Origin of the sequence: Catenovulum agarivorans DS-2, from assembly GCF_000568405.1 — a bacterium.
In the GTDB taxonomy this organism is placed as follows: Bacteria; Pseudomonadota; Gammaproteobacteria; order Enterobacterales; family Alteromonadaceae; genus Catenovulum; species Catenovulum agarivorans_A.
In genome coordinates this window covers 12,463-32,723 of sequence record NZ_ARZY01000040.1, presented here as the reverse complement: position 1 = coordinate 32,723, position 20,261 = coordinate 12,463, and the positions used below count along the sequence as shown (strand labels likewise).

Annotated in this window: 14 protein-coding genes; 3 read left to right on the top strand and 11 right to left on the bottom strand. The window is 41.1% G+C overall.

Going from position 1 to position 20,261, the window contains the following annotated elements:
- From DS2_RS16355 to pdhR, 8 genes are all read right to left on the bottom strand, one after another.
- Window positions 1-636 carry a hypothetical protein gene (locus tag DS2_RS16355; protein ID WP_035015985.1) on the bottom strand — a complete coding sequence of 212 codons (636 nt, stop codon included), beginning with the start codon at window positions 634-636 and terminating at the stop codon, window positions 1-3.
- Between the two features lie 100 nt (window positions 637-736).
- The gene (eno, locus tag DS2_RS16350) at window positions 737-2,032 is read right to left on the bottom strand and encodes a phosphopyruvate hydratase (protein ID WP_035015970.1); all 1,296 of its coding nucleotides are present in this window, start codon (window positions 2,030-2,032) and stop codon (window positions 737-739) included.
- Between the two features lie 57 nt (window positions 2,033-2,089).
- The gene (locus tag DS2_RS16345; protein ID WP_035015969.1) at window positions 2,090-3,724 is read right to left on the bottom strand and encodes a CTP synthase; all 1,635 of its coding nucleotides are present in this window, start codon (window positions 3,722-3,724) and stop codon (window positions 2,090-2,092) included.
- Window positions 3,725-3,876: 152 nt separating this feature from the next.
- Window positions 3,877-6,252, bottom strand: a complete 2,376-nt coding sequence (locus DS2_RS16340; protein WP_035015968.1) for a TIM-barrel domain-containing protein — start codon at window positions 6,250-6,252, stop codon at window positions 3,877-3,879.
- Window positions 6,253-6,376: 124 nt separating this feature from the next.
- Window positions 6,377-7,804 (bottom strand): dihydrolipoyl dehydrogenase, encoded by a 1,428-nt coding sequence (lpdA, locus tag DS2_RS16335; RefSeq protein WP_035015967.1) that lies wholly within the window; start codon window positions 7,802-7,804, stop codon window positions 6,377-6,379.
- Between the two features lie 118 nt (window positions 7,805-7,922).
- Entirely contained in the window at window positions 7,923-9,839 is a 1,917-nt protein-coding gene (gene aceF / locus DS2_RS16330) for a pyruvate dehydrogenase complex dihydrolipoyllysine-residue acetyltransferase (RefSeq protein WP_152537635.1), read from the bottom strand.
- A 12-nt stretch (window positions 9,840-9,851) separates the two neighbouring features.
- Entirely contained in the window at window positions 9,852-12,521 is a 2,670-nt protein-coding gene (gene aceE, locus DS2_RS16325) for a pyruvate dehydrogenase (acetyl-transferring), homodimeric type (protein ID WP_035015965.1), read from the bottom strand.
- Window positions 12,522-12,582: 61 nt separating this feature from the next.
- Complete coding sequence (pdhR, locus tag DS2_RS16320) at window positions 12,583-13,347, bottom strand: pyruvate dehydrogenase complex transcriptional repressor PdhR (RefSeq protein WP_035015964.1); 765 nt, start codon at window positions 13,345-13,347, stop codon at window positions 12,583-12,585.
- A gap of 265 nt (window positions 13,348-13,612) precedes the next feature.
- On the opposite strand from pdhR, the gene DS2_RS16315 reads away from it, so the two are divergent.
- Genes DS2_RS16315 through DS2_RS16305 form a run of 3 tightly spaced genes read left to right on the top strand, consistent with a single transcriptional unit; the run spans window position 13,613 to window position 17,618 of the window.
- Window positions 13,613-15,022, top strand: coding sequence for a mannose-1-phosphate guanylyltransferase/mannose-6-phosphate isomerase (locus DS2_RS16315; RefSeq protein ID WP_035015963.1), 1,410 nt, complete (start codon window positions 13,613-13,615; stop codon window positions 15,020-15,022).
- A gap of 15 nt (window positions 15,023-15,037) precedes the next feature.
- The gene (gene cpsG, locus DS2_RS16310; protein ID WP_035015962.1) at window positions 15,038-16,408 is read left to right on the top strand and encodes a phosphomannomutase CpsG; all 1,371 of its coding nucleotides are present in this window, start codon (window positions 15,038-15,040) and stop codon (window positions 16,406-16,408) included.
- Window positions 16,409-16,451: 43 nt separating this feature from the next.
- Window positions 16,452-17,618, top strand: a complete 1,167-nt coding sequence (locus tag DS2_RS16305) for a nucleotide sugar dehydrogenase (protein WP_035015961.1) — start codon at window positions 16,452-16,454, stop codon at window positions 17,616-17,618.
- Between the two features lie 87 nt (window positions 17,619-17,705).
- Here DS2_RS16305 and DS2_RS20060 read toward each other — a convergent pair whose 3' ends face one another.
- The 3 genes from DS2_RS20060 to rluA all read right to left on the bottom strand — a co-directional run bounded on the left by DS2_RS20060 (window position 17,706) and on the right by rluA (window position 20,214).
- Entirely contained in the window at window positions 17,706-18,647 is a 942-nt protein-coding gene (locus tag DS2_RS20060) for a DUF3530 family protein (protein WP_051479952.1), read from the bottom strand.
- A 420-nt stretch (window positions 18,648-19,067) separates the two neighbouring features.
- Complete coding sequence (locus tag DS2_RS16295; RefSeq protein ID WP_035015960.1) at window positions 19,068-19,559, bottom strand: DUF6942 family protein; 492 nt, start codon at window positions 19,557-19,559, stop codon at window positions 19,068-19,070.
- Window position 19,560: 1 nt separating this feature from the next.
- The gene (rluA, locus tag DS2_RS16290) at window positions 19,561-20,214 is read right to left on the bottom strand and encodes a bifunctional tRNA pseudouridine(32) synthase/23S rRNA pseudouridine(746) synthase RluA (protein ID WP_035015958.1); all 654 of its coding nucleotides are present in this window, start codon (window positions 20,212-20,214) and stop codon (window positions 19,561-19,563) included.
- Between the last annotated feature and the right edge of the window lie 47 nt (window positions 20,215-20,261).

Genomic DNA, 20,261 nt, shown 5'->3' with positions numbered 1-20,261 from the left:
CTAATGAGGGATTTTTAATGGCTTGTGCAAGTTTGCCCAGTTTATCGTGCTAGACAGCAGCAATTCTCTTAAAGTTAAAGTGCGTGGAAAGGTAATATCTCCACCAATCCAAGAATGGCCACAACATGCAGCAGTCATGGTTTCTTTATTCGCTTTAACAATGCGTTTATTCGGGTTATCTATGCATGCACCATCTAAACCAAACCAGCCATGTTCATTCAAACGCAATTTTCCTTCACTGATGGCATCAATACAATCTAGCCTATACCAGGTGATCCCATTATCATTGATCAAAACAGGCACAATTAAACCTATCTGTGCATATCTATCTAACCAAGTGGCAATTTGCTCGTCAGTTAGTTTTTCTGCTGGGTTACGGCGTTTTTGTTTGCCTGACCATGTGCCATTTTGTGTGTCTAACTGCAGTGGGTTTTCTAAAGACAATAAAGATTCAGCGGCGCGTTTAATATAAAAAGGCAACGCAGCCAATCGTTTACTTAAGCGCGGAGGTTCAAGATCAAATTCAGCTAAGAGCTTCAGTTCTCGTTCGTAAAACACATTACACAACTGCGCATAGGCAAGCAAGCGTTTGCTATCCTGGGCAAAATCTTGTTGTTGTGCAAAAAAGTCGACCAAAACCAAATACTCCAGATAAAAAAAAGGTGTTTTAACTGAATTTCAATTAAAACACCATAGTATTATCAAATTATCGCCAGAAAAACTAGCGAGTTAGCAATTATGCTTGACCTTTGATTTCAGAACGACCGTTATAAACAGCTTTTTCTGCTAATACTTCTTCGATACGCAACAATTGGTTGTACTTAGCAACACGATCAGAACGGCTCATTGAACCTGTTTTGATTTGGCCTGCAGCTGTACCAACTGCTAAGTCAGCAATAGTAGCATCTTCAGTTTCGCCAGAACGGTGAGAGATAACTGCAGTGAAGCCAGCATCTTTAGCAAGTTTGATAGCTTCTAAAGTTTCAGTTAAAGAACCGATTTGGTTGAACTTGATTAAGATAGAGTTACCGATGCTTTTCTCGATACCTTTTTTCAAGATTTTAGTGTTAGTTACAAATAAATCGTCACCAACTAACTGAACTTTAGAGCCTAATTTTTCAGTTAATACTTTCCAACCATCCCAGTCACTTTCATCTAAGCCGTCTTCGATAGAAACAATTGGATATTGAGCAACTAAGTCACCTAAATAATCAGCAAACTCTTCTGAGGTGAATGATTTGCCATCACCTTTTAAGTTGTATTTGCCGTCAGCGTAGAATTCAGAAGCAGCACAGTCTAATGCCAAAGTAACTTCTTCGTTCATTTTATAGCCAGCTTTTTCAACAGCTTCAACGATTACTGCTAATGCTTCAGCATTTGATTTAAGATCTGGAGCAAAACCACCTTCATCACCAACTGCAGTATTGTAGCCTTTTGCGTTTAATACTTTTTTCAAGTTGTGGAAGATTTCAGCACCCATTTGGATAGCTTGGCGGAAAGACTTAGCGCCAACAGGTTGAACCATAAATTCTTGGATATCAACATTGTTGTCTGCGTGCTCACCACCATTGATGATGTTCATCATAGGAACTGGCATGCTGTACTGACCAGAAGTACCATTTAAGTCAGCGATGTGCTCGTATAAAGCTACACCCTTTTCAGCAGCTGCTGCTTTCGCCACTGCTAAAGATACGGCCAAAATTGCATTTGCACCTAATTTATCTTTGTTTTCAGTACCGTCTAATTCGATCATCAATGCGTCTACCGCTTTTTGATCTAAAGCATCTTTGCCAATTAATGCAGGTGCGATGACATCATTAATATTAGCTACTGCTTTTAATACGCCTTTACCTAAGAAACGTGCTTTGTCGCCATCACGTAACTCTAATGCTTCACGCGTACCAGTTGACGCACCTGATGGAGCTGCAGCGCGACCAAACGCACCACTTTCTAAATATACATCTGCTTCTACAGTTGGGTTACCACGTGAATCGATAATTTCGCGGCCGATAATTTTTGCAATAGTCGCCATTTTTAGTCCTCTTTAAATTACTTTCGCAGGGCTGCTTTCCCTGCGGTGTGATTTTGTTTATTTGTCTTGCTTTTGACACTCGTACGCTGCTGCAACAAACCCTTTAAATAAAGGATGGCCATCGCGTGGTGTCGATGTAAATTCTGGATGGAACTGAGCTGCTACAAACCATGGGTGATTTGGCAATTCGATTACTTCAACCAGTTTTCTATCTGCTGATAGTCCAGAGAATACAAGGCCTGCTTTCTCTAACTGTTCAATATAATGATTGTTTACTTCGTATCTATGACGGTGACGCTCATAAATTTCCGTTGAACCATAGGTGTCTGCCGCTTTTGAGCCTGCTTTTAAGTGGCATAGCTGACTACCTAAACGCATAGTGCCGCCCAAATCGGATTGACGGTCACGAGTTTCTACATCACCTTCTGAATTTAACCACTCTATGATTAAACCAACTACTGGATGCGGCGTTTCAGAATCAAACTCTGTGCTATTCGCTGCATCTAAATTTGCTACATTGCGTGCAAATTCAATTAATGCCATTTGCATACCTAAACAAATGCCCAAATATGGAATATTGTTTTCACGTGCGTATTGAGCGGCCAACATTTTACCGTTAGTCCCACGTTCGCCAAAGCCACCAGGTACCAATATTGCATCCAACGAGGTAAGCTTTTCAATACCTTTAGATTCCAAGTCTTGAGAATCAATATATTGAATATTCACAGTTAAACGGTTTTTCAACCCTGCGTGTTTTAATGCCTCATTCACTGACTTATAAGCATCAGCCAATTCAACATATTTACCCACCATACCTATAGTGACTTCACCCATAGGATTGGATTCTTCATACAGAACTTGCTCCCATTCGGTTAAGTCTGCTTCTGGGCAATCGATATGGAATCGACGAGTAATTAATTCATCTAAGCCTTGTGACTTTAACAATGCTGGAATACGGTAAATGCTATCAACATCTTTTAATGAAATAACCGCTTTTTCTTCTACATTGGTAAATAATGAAATCTTTTTACGTTCGTTTGCTGGAATGGTATTTTCAGAACGACAAATCAAAATGTCTGGTTGAATACCAATGGAACGTAATTCTTTAACTGAATGTTGGGTTGGTTTAGTTTTAACTTCTCCCGACGCTTTCATATAAGGTACAAGCGTTAGGTGCATAAACATTGCATGCTCACGACCAATTTCAGTGCCTAATTGGCGAATCGCTTCTAAGAATGGTTGTGATTCGATATCACCCACTGTGCCGCCAATTTCAACTAATGCGATATCAGCTCCTTTGGCACCATCTACAACTCTACGTTTAATCTCATTGGTGATATGTGGAATAACTTGGATGGTTGCACCTAAGTATTCGCCTTTACGCTCGCGCGCAATTACATCTTGGTAGACACGACCTTGAGTAAAGTTGTTACCCTTAGTCATTTTGGTACGAATAAATCTTTCGTAGTGACCCAAATCTAAATCAGTTTCAGCACCATCTTCGGTAACAAATACCTCACCATGCTGAATAGGACTCATGGTTCCTGGATCTACGTTAATATAAGGGTCTAATTTCATGATTGTGACTTTTAAGCCACGCGCCTCAAGAATCGCCGCTAATGATGCCGCAGCAATACCTTTACCGAGTGATGAAACCACCCCGCCAGTTACAAAAATATATCTAGTTGTCATGTGGAACCTGAATTTGAAACGAAAGAATTATAGACAATACAGACGGGAGCGAAGTATAACAGAGACATAATGAACAAAACAAACTTACTGTGGGCATATCACAATATTATTTTGCAATACCCACAGTTCAGATGTTGAATATTTAGCTTTTTTTATTTTTGGTTGATTTTTATGTGTAAATCTTGTTGCGCCGGCTCTAATTTAATTAACAGAGTTTGATTAGTCGCATTAAACACAAAATCAACATTTTGCTGATGATTAAGAATGACATCGGTTACCTGCTCAACGCCATGTAGCCACAAATCAATATGACGCTCAGCAGACTGCATTTGATATTTTTCACCTATCTCACGTTTGATTTCTATCACTAACTGATTTTTGCCTTCATCTGCAACAAAGTTCAACAACTCATATCGCTGGTGCTCGTATGCATTTACCGTCGAGCCGTCATCATGGTACATTTTGCCTAAGTACTGGCCTTCTTTAGCTGCGAGATAATAATGAAGCTGTAATGAGCGACTGTCATATTTTTGTGCATTGGTCGCAGTAGCTTTCATTGGTATAAAGTGTCCGCCTTTAACAAACACGGGAATACTTTCAATGCTAGTGGGAATTTGAACCGTCTTGCCACCTATTATTTTTTTGTCAGACCAGAAGTCATACCAAACACCATTAGGTAAGTTGACCGTTTTGAGTTTAACGCCAGGGTTTACCACTGGAGCGACTAACATTGCATCCCCCCACAAGTATTCATTTGAGCTCAACCAATAGTCCAGATTGTCGGGTTCAGCAAAAGACAAAGGCCGCATTAAAGGTGTTCCTTTAACATTGTTGTCGAACACCATAGTGTACAAGTAAGGCATTAACTGATAGCGCAAGTTGATAAAATGTTTAGCGATGCGTTTGGTTTTTGCATCATGAAACACCGGCTCCGGCGCAACATCTTCTTGAGCATGTGGACGATAAATTGGTTGGAAAACACCATACTGCAACCAGCGAATATACATTTCTGCATCCCAGTTATTACCAGCAAAGCCACCTAAATCCGAATGGGTATACGCCAAGCCAAACAAACTCATTTGCAAACTTAACTCTACTTGAGGCTTTAACCCATCCCATGAACGACTGACATCACCTGTCCAAGGAATTAGCCCATAACGTTGCGAGCCAGCAAAGCCAGAACGCATTAAAATAAACGGACGTTTATTTGGGAAGTTTTTACGTTGTTTTTCAAAAACAGTTTTAGCCCACACATGGCCATAAGCATTATGTATATGATCGCCTCTTCCAGCGCTATGAATAATGTCATCAGGGTGCACTTCTGGTTCGCCTAAATCTCCCCACCAGCCTTCAACACCTAATTCCATCTGCCGTTGGTAGTACTGCCAAAACCAATCTTGTGCTTTAGGGTTAAAAATATCGATTAACCCTGTATGGCCAAAATAAAAATCATACGTGTAAGGCTCTTCAGCTGAATTAGTCGCTAACACTTGGTTGTCGACAGCGCTCTGCCACTGTTTTGATGTTGTTAAAATAAACGGCTCGGTGATCAGAACAGTGTTTACACCTTGTTGTTTAAAATCACTTATCATTTTTTTTGGATTAGGAAAGGCTTGTTTATCCCAAACTAAATTCCCCATATGTCCTTGAACATCCTTGCCAAACCAAAACAAGTCAAAAATAATACCATCTAAAGGAATACCTGCTTGGGTAAATTTTTCAACAACTAAACGCGCTTCCTGCTCGTTGTGGTAGCCGAAACGCGAAGCTAAGTAGCCCAGAGCCCAACGTGGCGGCATAGGTTGTGTACCAGTCAGTTGCACATAGTTTTCAACTATATCTTGTGGGTTATCACCGACCACTAAATAATAACTCGCACGACCCGATACTGCAGAAAACTGCAACTGGTTTTGTTTCTTTTTTCCAATATCAATGGAACCTTTAGCCGGATTATCAAACATCAGCATATAACCCTGGCTAGATAACACTCCAGGAATGCTGTAATTCATCTGCTCTGAGTAAGTGCCATATCCATAATGTGCTTTATTGTATAGAGGCAACTGATGACCACGCCGATTCATCCCCAAAACACGTTCTCCTGCACCTGCAAGTATTTCATTTTCGCTCAGGGTAAACGCAAATTGCACTTGAGATTGACTGGGTTTTACTTGCTCTACTTCAGCGGTTAATAGTCTATTTTCATAATAGAAAGATAGATTAAATGGCTTTTTCTGAACCACAACAGACAAGTCACTCAAACGATAAGTTAACTGGTTTTTTGTTGCAGTGACCTGACCTTGTTTGGCCGTTTGTGTCTCTGGCAAGCTAAAAGATTGTTGAGAATGGCTCTCGGCCATATACTGGACTTCAACCGAAAACGGGTTGAAAAAACGAACCGTTACATCACCTTGGTCTGTGGTGATCACTAATTGCTTTTGTTTAAATTGATGCTGTTGGTACTCTAGCGCATATAAGCAACTGGAGGCTAAGCTAACGTAAAGATAAACAAATAATTTAAAAACTTTCATTGTCTTAAACCTAAAATTAATCTTGAAATGATGTTAACAAGCTAAGAGTTAAGTTTAGGTTAAGTACAAACAAAAACACCTGCCGAAGCAGGTGTTTTTTCTAACGAATAAATAAGCGGTTAAATTACTTTTTCTTCGCTTTTTTGTTTGGGATATCAGTTACTGAACCTTCATATACTTCAGCCGCTAAGCCAACTGATTCGTGTAACGTTGGGTGAGCATGAATGGTCAATGCAATGTCTTCTGCATCACAGCCCATTTCAATACCTAAACAGATTTCACCTAAAAGTTCACCTGCATTGCTACCAACGATACCACCACCAATTAATCTGTGAGTGTCTTTTTCGAAGATTAACTTAGTGAAACCGTCTTGCGCATTTTGTGCAATCGCTCGACCCGACGCAGCCCAAGGGAATACTGCGGTTTCGTATGCAATACCTTTCTCTTTAGCTTCTTTTTCAGTCACACCGGCAAATGCAACTTCAGGATCAGTATAGGCAATTGAAGGAATAACTTTAGGATCAAATACATGTTTTTGACCAGCAATCACTTCAGCAGCAACGTGTGCTTCGTGGACCGCTTTGTGCGCAAGCATAGGTTGACCAACAATATCACCAATTGCATAAATGTGTGGTACGTTAGTTTTAAGCTGGTTGTCTACTTCAATGAAACCACGATCAGTTACATTAACACCCGCTTTTTCTGCATCAAGCAATAAACCATTTGGTGCACGACCGACAGCAACTAGTACCGCATCATATTTTACTGGCTCAGCAGGCGCTGCTTTGCCTTCAAATGTTACATAAATTCCATCTTCTTTCGCTTCTACCGCAGTAACTTTAGTTTCCAACATGATATTGTTGAACTTTTTGCTGATAGATTTAGTGAAAGTTTTAATGATATCTTTGTCTGCTGCTGGGATAAGTTGATCCATAAACTCAACTACATCAATTTTAGCACCTAATGCACTATAAACTGACCCCATTTCTAAGCCGATAATACCACCACCTAAGATAAGCATGTTGCTTGGTAAAAATGGCATTGCTAATGCGTCTGTAGAATCCCATACACGCGGATCGTCGTGCGGAATAAATGGTAATTTAACAGGGCGCGAACCAGCAGCGATAATAGCATTGTCAAAGTTCACTGTTGTCACTGAACCGTCTTCAGCTTCTACTGCAATGCTGTTAGGGCTAGTAAATTTACCATAACCGTTAACAACCTTAACTTTACGCATTTTTGCCATGCCAGCAACACCACCAGATAACTGGCCAATTACTTTATCTTTGTGCTCTCGCATTTTGTCTAAGTCAATTTCTGGCTTAGCAAAAGTAACACCTTCATGCGCCATATTCTGCGCATCAACTAAGTGTTTAGTTACGTGTAATAATGCTTTTGAAGGGATACAACCAACATTCAAACATACGCCACCTAGCTCGTTGTAGCGCTCAATTAAAGTGACTTCTAGACCTAAATCGGCTGCACGGAACGCTGCTGAGTAACCACCAGGGCCACTACCTAATACGACTACTTGAGTTTTGATATCGCTCATTACGGACCTCAAATTATTCTGTTTGTGATCGTTTTTATAAACACGGATAAAAACGATTATTCAATTCATTACATTGTTAAACCAAAAACGGTAATACCTAAGTATTACCGCTTCTGCATTAAAGTACTAAACGACGTAAGTCTGTTAAGTTTTGTGCAATTTCAGTTGAGAATGCCGCACCCTCTGCACCATCAATTACACGGTGATCATAAGATAAACTTAACGGAACCATTAAGCGCGGTTCGAATTCTTTACCATTCCACTTAGGTTTATAGTCAGACTTAGAAACACCTAAAATACCAACTTCAGGAGCATTCACGATTGGTGTAAATGCAGTACCACCGATACCGCCTAAGCTAGAAATAGTAAAAGTACCGCCTTGCATGTCAGCTGCTTTTAACTTGCCGTCACGCGCTTTCTTAGAAGTAACAATTAACTCTTCAGATAATTCTTCGATGCCTTTTTTATTCACATCTTTGATTACTGGAACAACTAAGCCACCAGGCGTTGCGACCGCAATACCAATATTGATGAACTTTTTAAGGATTAAGCTGTTACCGTCTTCAGATAATGAAGAATTGAAGTTAGGGAACTTCTCCAATGCTTTAGCCACTGCTTTCATAACAAACACAAGTGGCGTTATCTTCAAGCCAGTTTGTTTTTTAGCATGGAAGGCATTTTGTTCTTTACGGAATGCTTCTAGCTCTGTGATATCAGCTTCGTCGAATTGAGTAACATGCGGAATAGTTGCCCAGTTGCGGTGTAAGAAAGGACCAGAGATCTTCTGGATACGGCCTAACTCTTTAACTTCAATTTCACCGAACTTGCTGTGGTCGACTGGCTTAACCGGAACGATCTCAAGCACATTTTCAGGCAACGGACCAGATGCACCAGCTGCCGATTTTGGCTTGGCTAACTCAGCTTTAACCCAGTTTTGTACGTCTTCTTTAAGAATACGGCCTTTGCGACCTGTCGCTGGTACTAGGCTTAAATCAACACCAAATTCGCGCGCAACACGGCGAACAGATGGAGAAGCATGTACGTTTTTGCTTGGTTTAGCTGGCTCTACATTAGCTGCTGGAGCCGCTTTAGCTGGTGCAGGAGCGGCTGCCGGAGCAGGTGCTGGCGCACTCGCTGCTGGAGCTGGAGTTGCCGGAGCTGCTCCTTTAGTTTCAACAACTACAATTAAGCTGCCTTCAGAAACTTTATCACCAACAGCTACTTTAATTTCTTTAACTGTGCCGGCAACTGGCGCTGGTACGTCCATAGTTGCTTTGTCAGTTTCTAAAGTAATTAAGCCAGCTTCTTGTTCAATCTCATCACCTACTGCAACTAAGATTTCAATAACGTCTACATCAGTGTCTCCACCGATATCCGGTACTTTGATTTCTTTAAGTTCGCTTGCAGCTGCAACAGGTGCTGGCGCAGGATTAGCTGCTGGTGCTGGTGCAGGTGCAGCTGGTGCTTCAGTCGCACCGCCAGCAGTCTCAAGGATACAAACTAATGTACCTTCAGAAGCTTTGTCACCCACTGCAATTTTAAGCTCTTTAACTACACCATCAGCTGGACATGGAACATCCATAGTCGCTTTATCAGTTTCTAATGTAATTAAGCCATCTTCAGCAGATACTTGATCACCAACAGCAACTAATACTTCAATAACATCAACATCAGTGTCGCCACCAATATCTGGAACTGTTACTTCAATTGTTGCAGAAGCTGCCGCTGGTGCCGGAGCTGGTGCTGCTTCTACAGCAGCGGCCGGAGCTTCTTCAGCAGCTGGCGCTTCAGCGCCAGATGCATCTTCAACCGTTACGATTAAAGTACCTTCAGATACTTTATCACCAACAGCTACTTTTATTTCTTTAACGGTACCAGCGAAAGGAGCTGGAATGTCCATTGAAGCCTTATCACTTTCAACTGTGATAAGTGAATCTTCAGCTTCAACAGTATCGCCAGCAGCGACACATAGCTCGATTACTTCAACTTCATCACCGCCCACATCTGGGACTAAAACATCTTTAATTGCCATTATTCCTTTTCCCTATTACGCGTAAAGTGGGTTAAGTTTATCTGCATCGATATCGAACTTAGCGATTGCTTCAGTAACAAGTTTCTTATCAACTTCGCCACGCTTAGCCAATTCGTACAATGAAGCAACTACAATGTAGTGTTCATTAACTTCAAAATGCTTACGTAAGTTTTCACGGCTATCTGAACGACCGAAACCATCTGTACCTAATACACGGTAGCTTGTTGGCACAAAACCACGAATTTGGTCAGCATATTGCTTCATGTAGTCTGTTACAGCGATGACTGGACCTTGTGAGTCTTTCAATAACTCAGTCACATAAGGTACACGTTCTTCTGCTTCAGGGTGAAGCATGTTCCAACGCTCACAATCTAAACCATCACGCGCTAATTCGTTAAATGAAGTTGCAGAGTAAACGTCTGAGCTGATGCCATAATCTTCAGCAAGAATTTGTGCTGCTGCACGCGCTCTTTCTAAGATAACACCAGATGACAATAAGCTTACAGATGCTTTTGCTTTCTTCGGCGCAACCGTTTCTAACTTGTACATACCTTTTTTGATGCCCTCTTCAACACCTTCAGGCATAGGCAACTGTACATAGTTTTCGTTCATTACTGTGATGTAGTAGAAAATATTTTCGTTGTCACCGTACATACGTTTGATACCGTCTTGCACGATAACCGCAATTTCATAACCGTAGGTTGGGTCATAAGTGATACAGTTAGGCACAGTACCGAAATGTAGATGAGAATGACCATCTTCGTGCTGTAAACCTTCACCGTTAAGTGTTGTACGACCAGCAGTACCACCAATTAAGAAACCACGTGCTTGTAAATCACCCGCAGCCCAAACTAAGTCACCTACACGTTGGAAACCAAACATTGAGTAGTAGATGTAGAATGGAATCATAGGTAAGTCTGCATGCGAGTATGAAGTAGCAGCAGAAACCCAAGAAGCCATTGAACCTAATTCATTAATACCTTCTTGTAATACTTGACCTTTTTTGTCTTCACGATAGTAAGCAACTTGATCTGCATCTTGTGGGGTATATTTTTGACCTTCATGAGCATAAATACCCACTTGGCGGAATAAACCTTCCATACCGAAAGTACGAGCTTCATCTGGAATAATTGGCACAATATTTTTGCCAATTTTCTTATCTTTCAACAAGGCAGTTAATACACGTACAAACGCCATAGTTGTTGAAATTTCACGACCTTTTGAACCGTCAGTGGTTGCTTTAAATGCGTCTAACTGTGGTAACTCTAATTTAACAGAAGAGTTTTCACGACGTACTGGCATTACCCCACCTAAAGCTTCACGACGCGCCATCATATATTTATATTCAGGGCTGTTTTCTGGGAAGCGATAGTAAGGTAATTTTTCTAGATCTTCATCTGAAACTGGAACATTAAAGCGATCACGCATATAACGAATCGCATCAAGATCCATTTTCTTAACACCGTGAGCAATGTTTTTACCTTCAGCCGCTTCACCCATACCATAACCTTTTACAGTTTTAGCAAGGATTACACTTGGACGACCTTTGGTTGCTTTTGCTTTAGCGTAAGCTGCGTATACTTTAACTGGATCGTGACCACCACGGTTTAAACGCCAAATGTCTTCGTCAGACATGTTAGCAACCATTTCTTTTAATTCTGGGTATTTGCCAAAGAAATGTTCACGTGTGAAAGAACCACCTTTCGCTTTAAAGTTTTGGTACTCACCGTCAACGGTTTCATCCATTAACTTTTGTAATAAACCATTGTGGTCTTTTTGCAATAATGCATCCCAATAACGACCCCAAACAACTTTAGTGACATCCCAACCAGCACCACGGAAAGTGCCTTCTAGTTCTTGGATGATTTTACCGTTACCACGAACAGGGCCATCAAGACGCTGTAAGTTACAGTTAACTACGAATACTAAGTTGTCTAATTCTTCACGAGCCGCTAGGCCGATAGCACCTAATGATTCTGGTTCATCGATTTCACCATCACCTAAGTAGCAGTATACAGTTTGCTCTGAACAGTCTTTTAACCCACGGTCAGTTAAATATTTCAAGAAGCGAGCCATGTAAATAGCTTGCATTGGACCTAAGCCCATAGAAACAGTTGGGAACTGCCAATAATCAGGCATCAATTTAGGGTGAGGATATGAAGATAAACCATCTGCGAACGCTTCTTGACGAAAGTTATCTAATTGCTCTTCAGATAAACGACCTTCAACAAATGAACGTGCATAAATACCTGGTGAAATATGACCTTGGAAATAAACTAAGTCACCGCCGTCTTTTTCATTCGGAGCACGGAAAAAATGGTTAAAACCGATATCGTACAACATTGCAGACGATTGGAATGACGAAATGTGACCACCCAATTCTAAATCTTTCTTAGATGCACGAACAACCATCATCATTGCATTCCAACGGATTACCGCACGAATACGCGCTTCCAATGCAGGGTCACCTGGCATCGCAGGCTCTTGGCCAGCAGGAATTGTATTGCAGTAAGCAGTTGTCGCATTGAATGGCAAATGAGCGCCATTGCGACGAGAAGTCTCAATTAATTGATCAATCAAGTAATGAGCACGCTCTGGACCTTCTTCTTTAAGTACAGACTCCAGTGCGTCTAACCACTCGCCCGTTTCAAGCGGATCAACATCATGATTAAGGACGTCAGACATATCATTTTCCTTTATCGTTAGGCTTAACTTTGATAAACCCCTTGGTTTATACCTTAGCCAGCTAGTGTTTTAGTTCTTTTTGCACACGTCGCATTGCGCGTTGCAATCGGTTTTCTTCTTGCCCTAATTGAAGCAACGACTCTTCAATAAAAGACAAATGATGATGCGATGCTAGGCGCGCTGACTCTGGGTCACGTGCTAGAATTGCAGCCATCAGTGAATCTCTATGCTTATCCAGACTCGGCAATATTTCTGGTTTTGCAGATAAAACTTCTAAATTTTGGGTAATGTTCTTTTGAATCAGTGCTGCCATACCCTGTATCAAATGCACAATCACCAAATTGTGTGACGCTTCCGCAATTGCTAAATAAAATTGATACAAAGTATCAACTTGGTCAGAAATTGTGGATTGCGCTTGCGTCTTCGTCAACTCGTAAACCGTTTTAATTTGATTGAAATCAGCTTCTGTGCCTCGAAGCGCTGCATAGTAAGCCGAAATACCCTCTAAAGCATGACGAAATTCTAACAAATCAAATTGAGTTTCAGGGTTAGCAGAGATTAATTCAAATAAGGGATCGACTAAAGCATCTTGCAATTTATTATGAACATAAGTGCCACCACCTTGACGGCGATAAACTAACCCTTTTGCTTCTAATTTTTGAATAGCTTCACGTAGTGACGGTCTAGACACATCAAACTGTTTCGCCAACTCACGTTCAGGCGGTAACTTTTGCCCAGGCAATAAACTGCCCTCGAGAATCATAGTCTCAAGTTGTTGTAAGATGGCATCAGCCAATTTTGGTTGACGTATTTTCTGGTAATTCATGTTTGTCCGTGCACAGGATAATTGGTAATACCAATTTAATGCGCGATACGATAACAGATGCAAAAGTCAGTGTAAATTAATGTGCACAATTTTTATAATTTATAATACCGAGGTCTTACCTGTCACTTGTTTACAATTTTTGCCAGATTAATGTCGAAAGTCGGGAAAAATGTCATATTTTCGAGGTTACGGCAAACAAGTTTCCGTGATAGCATTTAATGCAATACAAAGAAAAAGAATTTGATACATTCAAGGACACATTGTTATGTTTTTACCAGTAATTATGGCGGGCGGCTCAGGCTCGCGTTTATGGCCCCTTTCGCGCTCTGCTTACCCTAAGCAATACTTACCGCTTGCAAGTGAAAACTCAATGCTGCAAGAAACGGTTTTACGTATAAAAGGCAGTGAGCATTTAGCACCACTGGTAATATGCAATGAAGACAACCGTTTTATGGTTGCTGAACAACTTAGAGCAATTGATGCTTTAAAAGCGCCCGTCATTCTAGAGCCGGTTGGTCGAAACACTGCACCTGCAATCGCTTTAGCCGCATTGCAAGCAACCGCCAATGGTGAAGACCCAATTATGTTAGTGCTAGCCGCTGACCATGTTATTCAAAACAACCAAGCATTTATTCAAGCCATTGAAAAAGCACAAGCACTAGCAGCTGAAGACAAAATGGTGACTTTTGGAATTGTGCCAACTCATGCAGAAACCGGTTATGGGTATATCAAACGTGGCTCTGAAGTTGAAACGGCTTATAAAGTAGATAGCTTTGTTGAAAAACCTGATTTAGCCACTGCAACAGAATACTTAAATAGCGGTGAATATTATTGGAACAGTGGCATGTTTATGTTTAAAGCCAGCCGCTACCTTGCCGAACTAAACAAATTCCAACCTGAAATTTTAGCCGCGTGTAAAACAGCTATAGGTAACACTGCTAGCGACTTAGACTTTGTCCGTGTCGATAAAGCTGCATTTGAAGCATGCCCGGATGATTCGATTGATTATGCGGTAATGGAAAAAACCGATGCAGCTGTTGTTGTACCATTAGACGCTGGCTGGAATGATGTGGGCTCTTGGTCTGCGTTATGGGAAGTCAATAACAAAGATGACAATGGCAATGCGGTACGTGGTGACTTTATTGGTGAAAATACCAAAAACTGTTTAGTCTATGGTTCAGTTGAAGGCCGTATGGTTGCAACCGTAGGTGTTGAAGACTTAGTGATAGTTGATACCAAAGATGCAGTGATGGTGGCAGCAAAAGATAAAGTACAAGACGTTAAAAATATCGTTAATCAACTTAAAGCCGAAGGCCGAAGCGAATTCAAGTTCCACCGTGAAGTGTATCGTCCTTGGGGTAAATACGATTCAATTGATAACGGTGCGCGTTATCAAGTTAAACGCATCACTGTGAAACCTGGCGCAAAACTGTCTGTACAGATGCACCACCACAGAGCTGAACACTGGATTGTTGTTTCAGGTACAGCAAAAGTAACCAATGGTGACAAAGAAATTTTACTCACTGAGAATCAGTCAACCTATATTCCAGTTGGGGTTATTCATGCATTAGAAAACCCAGGAAAAGTACCACTAGAACTGATTGAAGTTCAGTCAGGTTCATATTTAGGCGAAGACGACATTGTGCGTTTTGAAGATAGGTATGGTCGTGTATAACTCAAAGGAAAGACTATGCCTACAGACAAATTAACCTGTTTTAAAGCGTATGATATTCGTGGAAAATTAGGTGAGCAGCTTGATGAAGATATTGCGTACCGCATTGGTCGTGCTTACGGTGAGATATTAAAGCCTAAACAAGTTGCGGTTGGCGGTGATGTGCGTGAAACGAGTGAAAGCTTAAAAAACGCAGTTGCTAAGGGCCTAACCGATGCAGGCGTGGATGTACTAGACATAGGTATGGTTGGCACAGAAGAAATTTATTTTGCCACTTTTCACCTTAATTTAGATGGTGCTATAGAAGTAACCGCAAGCCACAACCCAATTGACTATAACGGGATGAAACTGGTTAAAGGAGGTTCGCAACCTATAAGCGGTGACACTGGCTTGTTTGATATTCAAGCTATGGCGGAAGCAAACAAGTTCCCTGAGGTCAGCAATAAAGGCGCTATTAATAAAATAAATATTTTAGACGATTATGTCGAGCATTTATTAGGCTACATTGATATTGCTAACATCAAACCATTAAAGCTGGTCGTCAATTCAGGCAATGGCGCTGCAGGCCATGTAATTGATAAACTTGAACAGGTATTTAATAACAAACACGTTCCTATCGATTTCATCAAAGTTCACCATCAACCTGATGCAACCTTTCCAAATGGTATTCCCAACCCATTATTGCCTGAAAACAGAGCCGATACAGCAAATGCAGTAAAAGCGCACAATGCAGATATGGGTATCGCATGGGATGGAGATTTTGACCGCTGCTTTTTATTTGATGAAAACGGTGAGTTTATTGAAGGCTATTATATTGTCGGCCTGTTGGCTGAAGCCTTTTTACAGAAAAACCCGGGGGCTAAGATCATCCATGACCCAAGGTTGGCTTGGAACACTGTTGATATAGTTAATCAAGCGGGCGGTCAACCAATTATGTGTAAAACAGGCCATGCTTTTATTAAAGAGCGAATGCGCAAAGAAGACGCTATTTATGGCGGTGAAATGAGCGCCCACCATTATTTTAAAGATTTTGCATACTGCGACAGCGGAATGATCCCTTGGTTATTAGTTGCTGAGCTATTGTCAGTAAAAAACCAAACCTTATCATCAATGGTGAAAGAACGCATAGCAGCTTATCCATCTTCAGGCGAAATCAACAGTAAACTGGATGATCCAAAAGCTGCAATAGAGCGAGTAAAAAGCACATACCAAGCAGATGCTATTGAAATAGACTATACAGATGGTTTAACAATGGCATTTACTGACTGGCGTTTAAATATTCGTGTGTCTAACACCGAGCCTGTATTACGCTTGAATGTAGAGTCTCGTGCGGATGTCACATTGATGCAGCAAAAAACTGATGAAATACTTAAAATAGTACGTCAATAGGAATAAGAAAATAGGCATATTGCCCTATCGTTAGGAGTATAGAATGAAAATAGCCGTAGCAGGTACTGGTTACGTTGGTATCTCAAATGCAGTGTTATTGGCACAGCACAATGAAGTTGTTGCTTTAGATATTGTTGAAGAAAAAGTGGCTTTATTAAATGATAAAAAGTCACCTATCGAAGATGAGTATATTCAAAAATACCTAGCTGAAAAGCCACTCAACTTTCGTGCAACACTCGACAAAAAAGAAGCTTACGAAGGCGCAAGCTATGTCGTTATCGCGACACCAACAGATTACGACCCTGAAACCAACTACTTTAACACTCGCTCAGTTGAAGCAGTGATTAAAGATGTCATGGCCATTAATCCAGACGCGGTTATGGTGATTAAATCGACCGTTCCTGTGGGTTACACAGCTGAGATCAAACAAGAATTAGGTTGTGACAACCTTATGTTCTCACCCGAATTTTTACGTGAAGGTAAAGCTTTATACGATAACCTTTATCCATCACGTGTCATCGTTGGTGAACAATCTGAGCGAGCAAAGGTATTTGCCGATTTATTGGTGCAAGGTGCAATTAAAGAAGATGTAGATGTATTATTTACCGATTCAACTGAAGCAGAAGCAATTAAGTTATTTTCAAATACTTACCTTGCCATGCGTGTGGCTTACTTCAACGAGTTAGACACTTATGCAGAGCGCCACGGTTTAAATAGCCGCCAAATTATTGAGGGTGTGGGTTTAGACCCGCGTATTGGCAACCACTACAACAACCCATCGTTTGGTTATGGTGGCTACTGCTTACCAAAAGACACTAAACAGTTATTGGCTAACTACCAAGACGTACCGAATAACCTGATCCGTGCAATTGTTGATGCAAACACCACACGTAAAGATTTTGTCGCGGACTCTATAATTGCCCGTGGTCCGAAAAAAGTTGGTGTTTATCGATTAATAATGAAATCAGGCTCTGACAACTTCCGCGCATCGTCTATCCAAGGCATTATGAAGCGGATTAAAGCAAAAGGCATTGAAGTTGTTATTTACGAACCAGTGTTAGAAGAAGATACCTTCTTTAACTCTAAAGTCATTAAAGACTTAAATGAGTTTAAACAAGAATCGGATGTTATCTTAACTAACCGCATGGCGGATTCATTGCAAGATGTTGCGGATAAAGTCTATACCCGAGACTTGTTTGGTAGCGACTAAATCTACCAAGTATTATTTCAATTATTAAAAAGGAAGCATTCGCTTCCTTTTTTGTTTTAATTAACGGTTTTAATTATCGATAGATGGCTACCAACCTAAATAAGTTACATAGCCATAAATTTCTTTGCCTAGCCTTGCATCTGTAGATTCTAACCCTCTAAATCCAAATAATTCACGTTGCCGATAGTGCATAGTTAAATAGCGTTTACTCGCTTTTTTCCGTGCAATGACTGTTGCTTTAGCCCATGGATTATCACGCTCTGACCACACATCTAAAATGGGTACTGGGAGTTGTGCAATTTTTGCAGGCAGTTTTTGATTCAATTGTCTATCAGGCAGATATGGCGAAATGAGTACCAATACATCAGGCATTTCCAGTTGCTCCGACGCCAAGCCCTCAACTAGCCATCCAGCCGTTGCCCCTTGCGCGACCAACATTATGAGTCCTGGGTATGCAGACGCCTCTTCCAACATGCTTGACATAACCAGCTGCAATTGGTTGATATATTGTTTTTGTGTATCTTCGACAACAACATCAAGGGTATTATGTGGGCGTTCAATCAACTGTTTAAGCTGCTGCTCATCTTTCAGCTGCTGATGCATGATTTCTGGCATTATGCCGGCAACGCTAATCCAACCATATTGGTTTAGCGCATAGCGTAGTTGGTAAAAAGTAGCTGACTGATTTGGGTGTAAACTAATATCCGGTAGTAATAATGCACTGCCACGAATAACGCTGCCATCTTGTTCACTAATTAAAGCGGTAAACTGGCTGTCGCCTGCCATGAGTGACCTAATTTCTGTTTCTGGTGCATATCTGAGTAAATCAGCAGATGCAACTTGGTACTCAGAAGGTGGCAATATATGTTCTGGTCTAGTTTGAGTTAAATTGGCCGCGCTTGCATCTCCGCCACCGTCACTTTCTACCGCGACTTCCGCTGGTGTTTCTGTTGGCGCTTCTTCTGCATAACTGCGCAATGCAATTGCAAACAGACATACAAATATAATAAATGATGTAAAAACTCGCATAAATCACCTGATTTATGATTACCTTGCTTAGTTAGGTTATCGGCTGTTAGTGGCTAAACTATAGTTTTACTGCGAGCAAATTGCTTTATACCGCTTTAGAGCATGCTGTTAAAACTGTGCACCAAAGTCCACTCGAAGCATAACTTTCTAAAAACGCTGTAAATACCTCCATGTACGCTCTGCTTTATCATCCCTGATAAAGAAGTTTTAGAAAGTTAGCATTTCGAGCAGACTTTCTCGAACAAATACGCCGTGGCATTGTTGTGTGATAAGAAAAATTCTAGGTTACTGCTACTTCCAAACGACCAGCGATAAAATTGCAGGAAAGGTGGTTGACCTTGTTTAACTCGCTTTGCGCTGCGACTAGAAAGCTAGTTGTTCCCGTATATTGCACACAACGTGCAGTGATATTCGCCACATCTAACAAAGCTGCCGAATCAATCCCGCTAACTGCAGTGTTTTTTCATTGGTTAACTGCCGATAATCAAAATACGGTGATACGATAATTTTGTATGTGTGATTAATAGCAAAAGATGGCGACAACCATTCGAGTTCAGGCAAGGCTAAAGTGGCCGCATAAGTTTTACCAGCAATAATATAAACACAATCCGGATCTGGGTTAAATACCAGCGGCGCTGGTGCGAACAATACAGAATGCTGACATCCGAGCTGCAACAAATGATCATCTCGATAATCTTGCCATCTGGCAAATCCTAGCGCATCTAGTTCAAACAACAACTTAGCATAACAGTTAAATACTTTGCGCCAATTGTTCGAACATTGACTGACCAGTTCTGTCAACTCGCCCGCTTGCAAATAATGCACACTTTGCAAAGTTGGGTAAGGCTCAACAGGCGGTCTGTGCTGTAAGCATAAGTGAATATTTGCTTGGGGGTTGCCAATACCTATCATATTAAAACGGACAAGGGGCGGTGAAGTTCATAGGTTCACCTGTTATCGGATGGTACAAAGACAAAGTTTCAGCATGCAATTGCAACCTGCTAGCCATCGCCAATGCATTTTCATGGGCATATAACCTATCTCCCAAAATGGGGTGACCCAACTTTAACATATGTACTCTCAGTTGATGCGAGCGCCCTGTTATCGGAAAAAGTTTAACTCTAGTTGCATTATCTTCGTAACTTTCTACTTGCCAATAAGTCGTTGACGGTTTGCCACGATTAAATTCTACCATTTGTTTAGGTCGGTTCGGCCAGTCACAAATAAGTGGTAACTCAATAAGACCCTGCTCAGCTGCTACTTTACCGTAAATGCGTGCAACATAAGTTTTTTTGGTCACTCTATCTTGAAACTGCCGAGCCAACTTGCCATGTGCTTCTTTGTGTATAGCCCATACCATTAAACCAGACGTCGCCATATCTAACCTGTGCACCACACCAATCTTCGGCCATACTCGTGTTGCTCTTAACTCAACACTATCCCAATGCTCAGGTAATTTGCCTTTTACCGACAATAAACCACTGGGTTTGTTAAACACCACCATATCTTGGTCTTGATACAAAATGGGTAAATAAGGTGATTGAGGTGGGTTATATACAAAAGTCACGGCGCTGGCTTGCAGGTTAAATCAAAGTGGCGTGATTATATACGTAA

Excerpts from the sequence above, each read along its gene's own strand:
- cpsG (WP_035015962.1), top strand. The coding sequence starts at position 15,038 with ATGCCTACAGACAAATTAACCTGTTTTAAAGCGTATGATATTCGTGGA.
- DS2_RS20060 (WP_051479952.1), bottom strand. The coding sequence starts at position 18,647 with ATGCGAGTTTTTACATCATTTATTATATTTGTATGTCTGTTTGCAATT.
- pdhR (WP_035015964.1), bottom strand. The coding sequence starts at position 13,347 with ATGAATTACCAGAAAATACGTCAACCAAAATTGGCTGATGCCATCTTA.
- DS2_RS16340 (WP_035015968.1), bottom strand. The coding sequence starts at position 6,252 with ATGAAAGTTTTTAAATTATTTGTTTATCTTTACGTTAGCTTAGCCTCC.
- DS2_RS16345 (WP_035015969.1), bottom strand. The coding sequence starts at position 3,724 with ATGACAACTAGATATATTTTTGTAACTGGCGGGGTGGTTTCATCACTC.
- DS2_RS16315 (WP_035015963.1), top strand. The coding sequence starts at position 13,613 with ATGTTTTTACCAGTAATTATGGCGGGCGGCTCAGGCTCGCGTTTATGG.
- DS2_RS16295 (WP_035015960.1), bottom strand. The coding sequence starts at position 19,559 with ATGATAGGTATTGGCAACCCCCAAGCAAATATTCACTTATGCTTACAG.
- aceE (WP_035015965.1), bottom strand. The coding sequence starts at position 12,521 with ATGTCTGACGTCCTTAATCATGATGTTGATCCGCTTGAAACGGGCGAG.
- lpdA (WP_035015967.1), bottom strand. The coding sequence starts at position 7,804 with ATGAGCGATATCAAAACTCAAGTAGTCGTATTAGGTAGTGGCCCTGGT.
- eno (WP_035015970.1), bottom strand. The coding sequence starts at position 2,032 with ATGGCGACTATTGCAAAAATTATCGGCCGCGAAATTATCGATTCACGT.
- DS2_RS16305 (WP_035015961.1), top strand. The coding sequence starts at position 16,452 with ATGAAAATAGCCGTAGCAGGTACTGGTTACGTTGGTATCTCAAATGCA.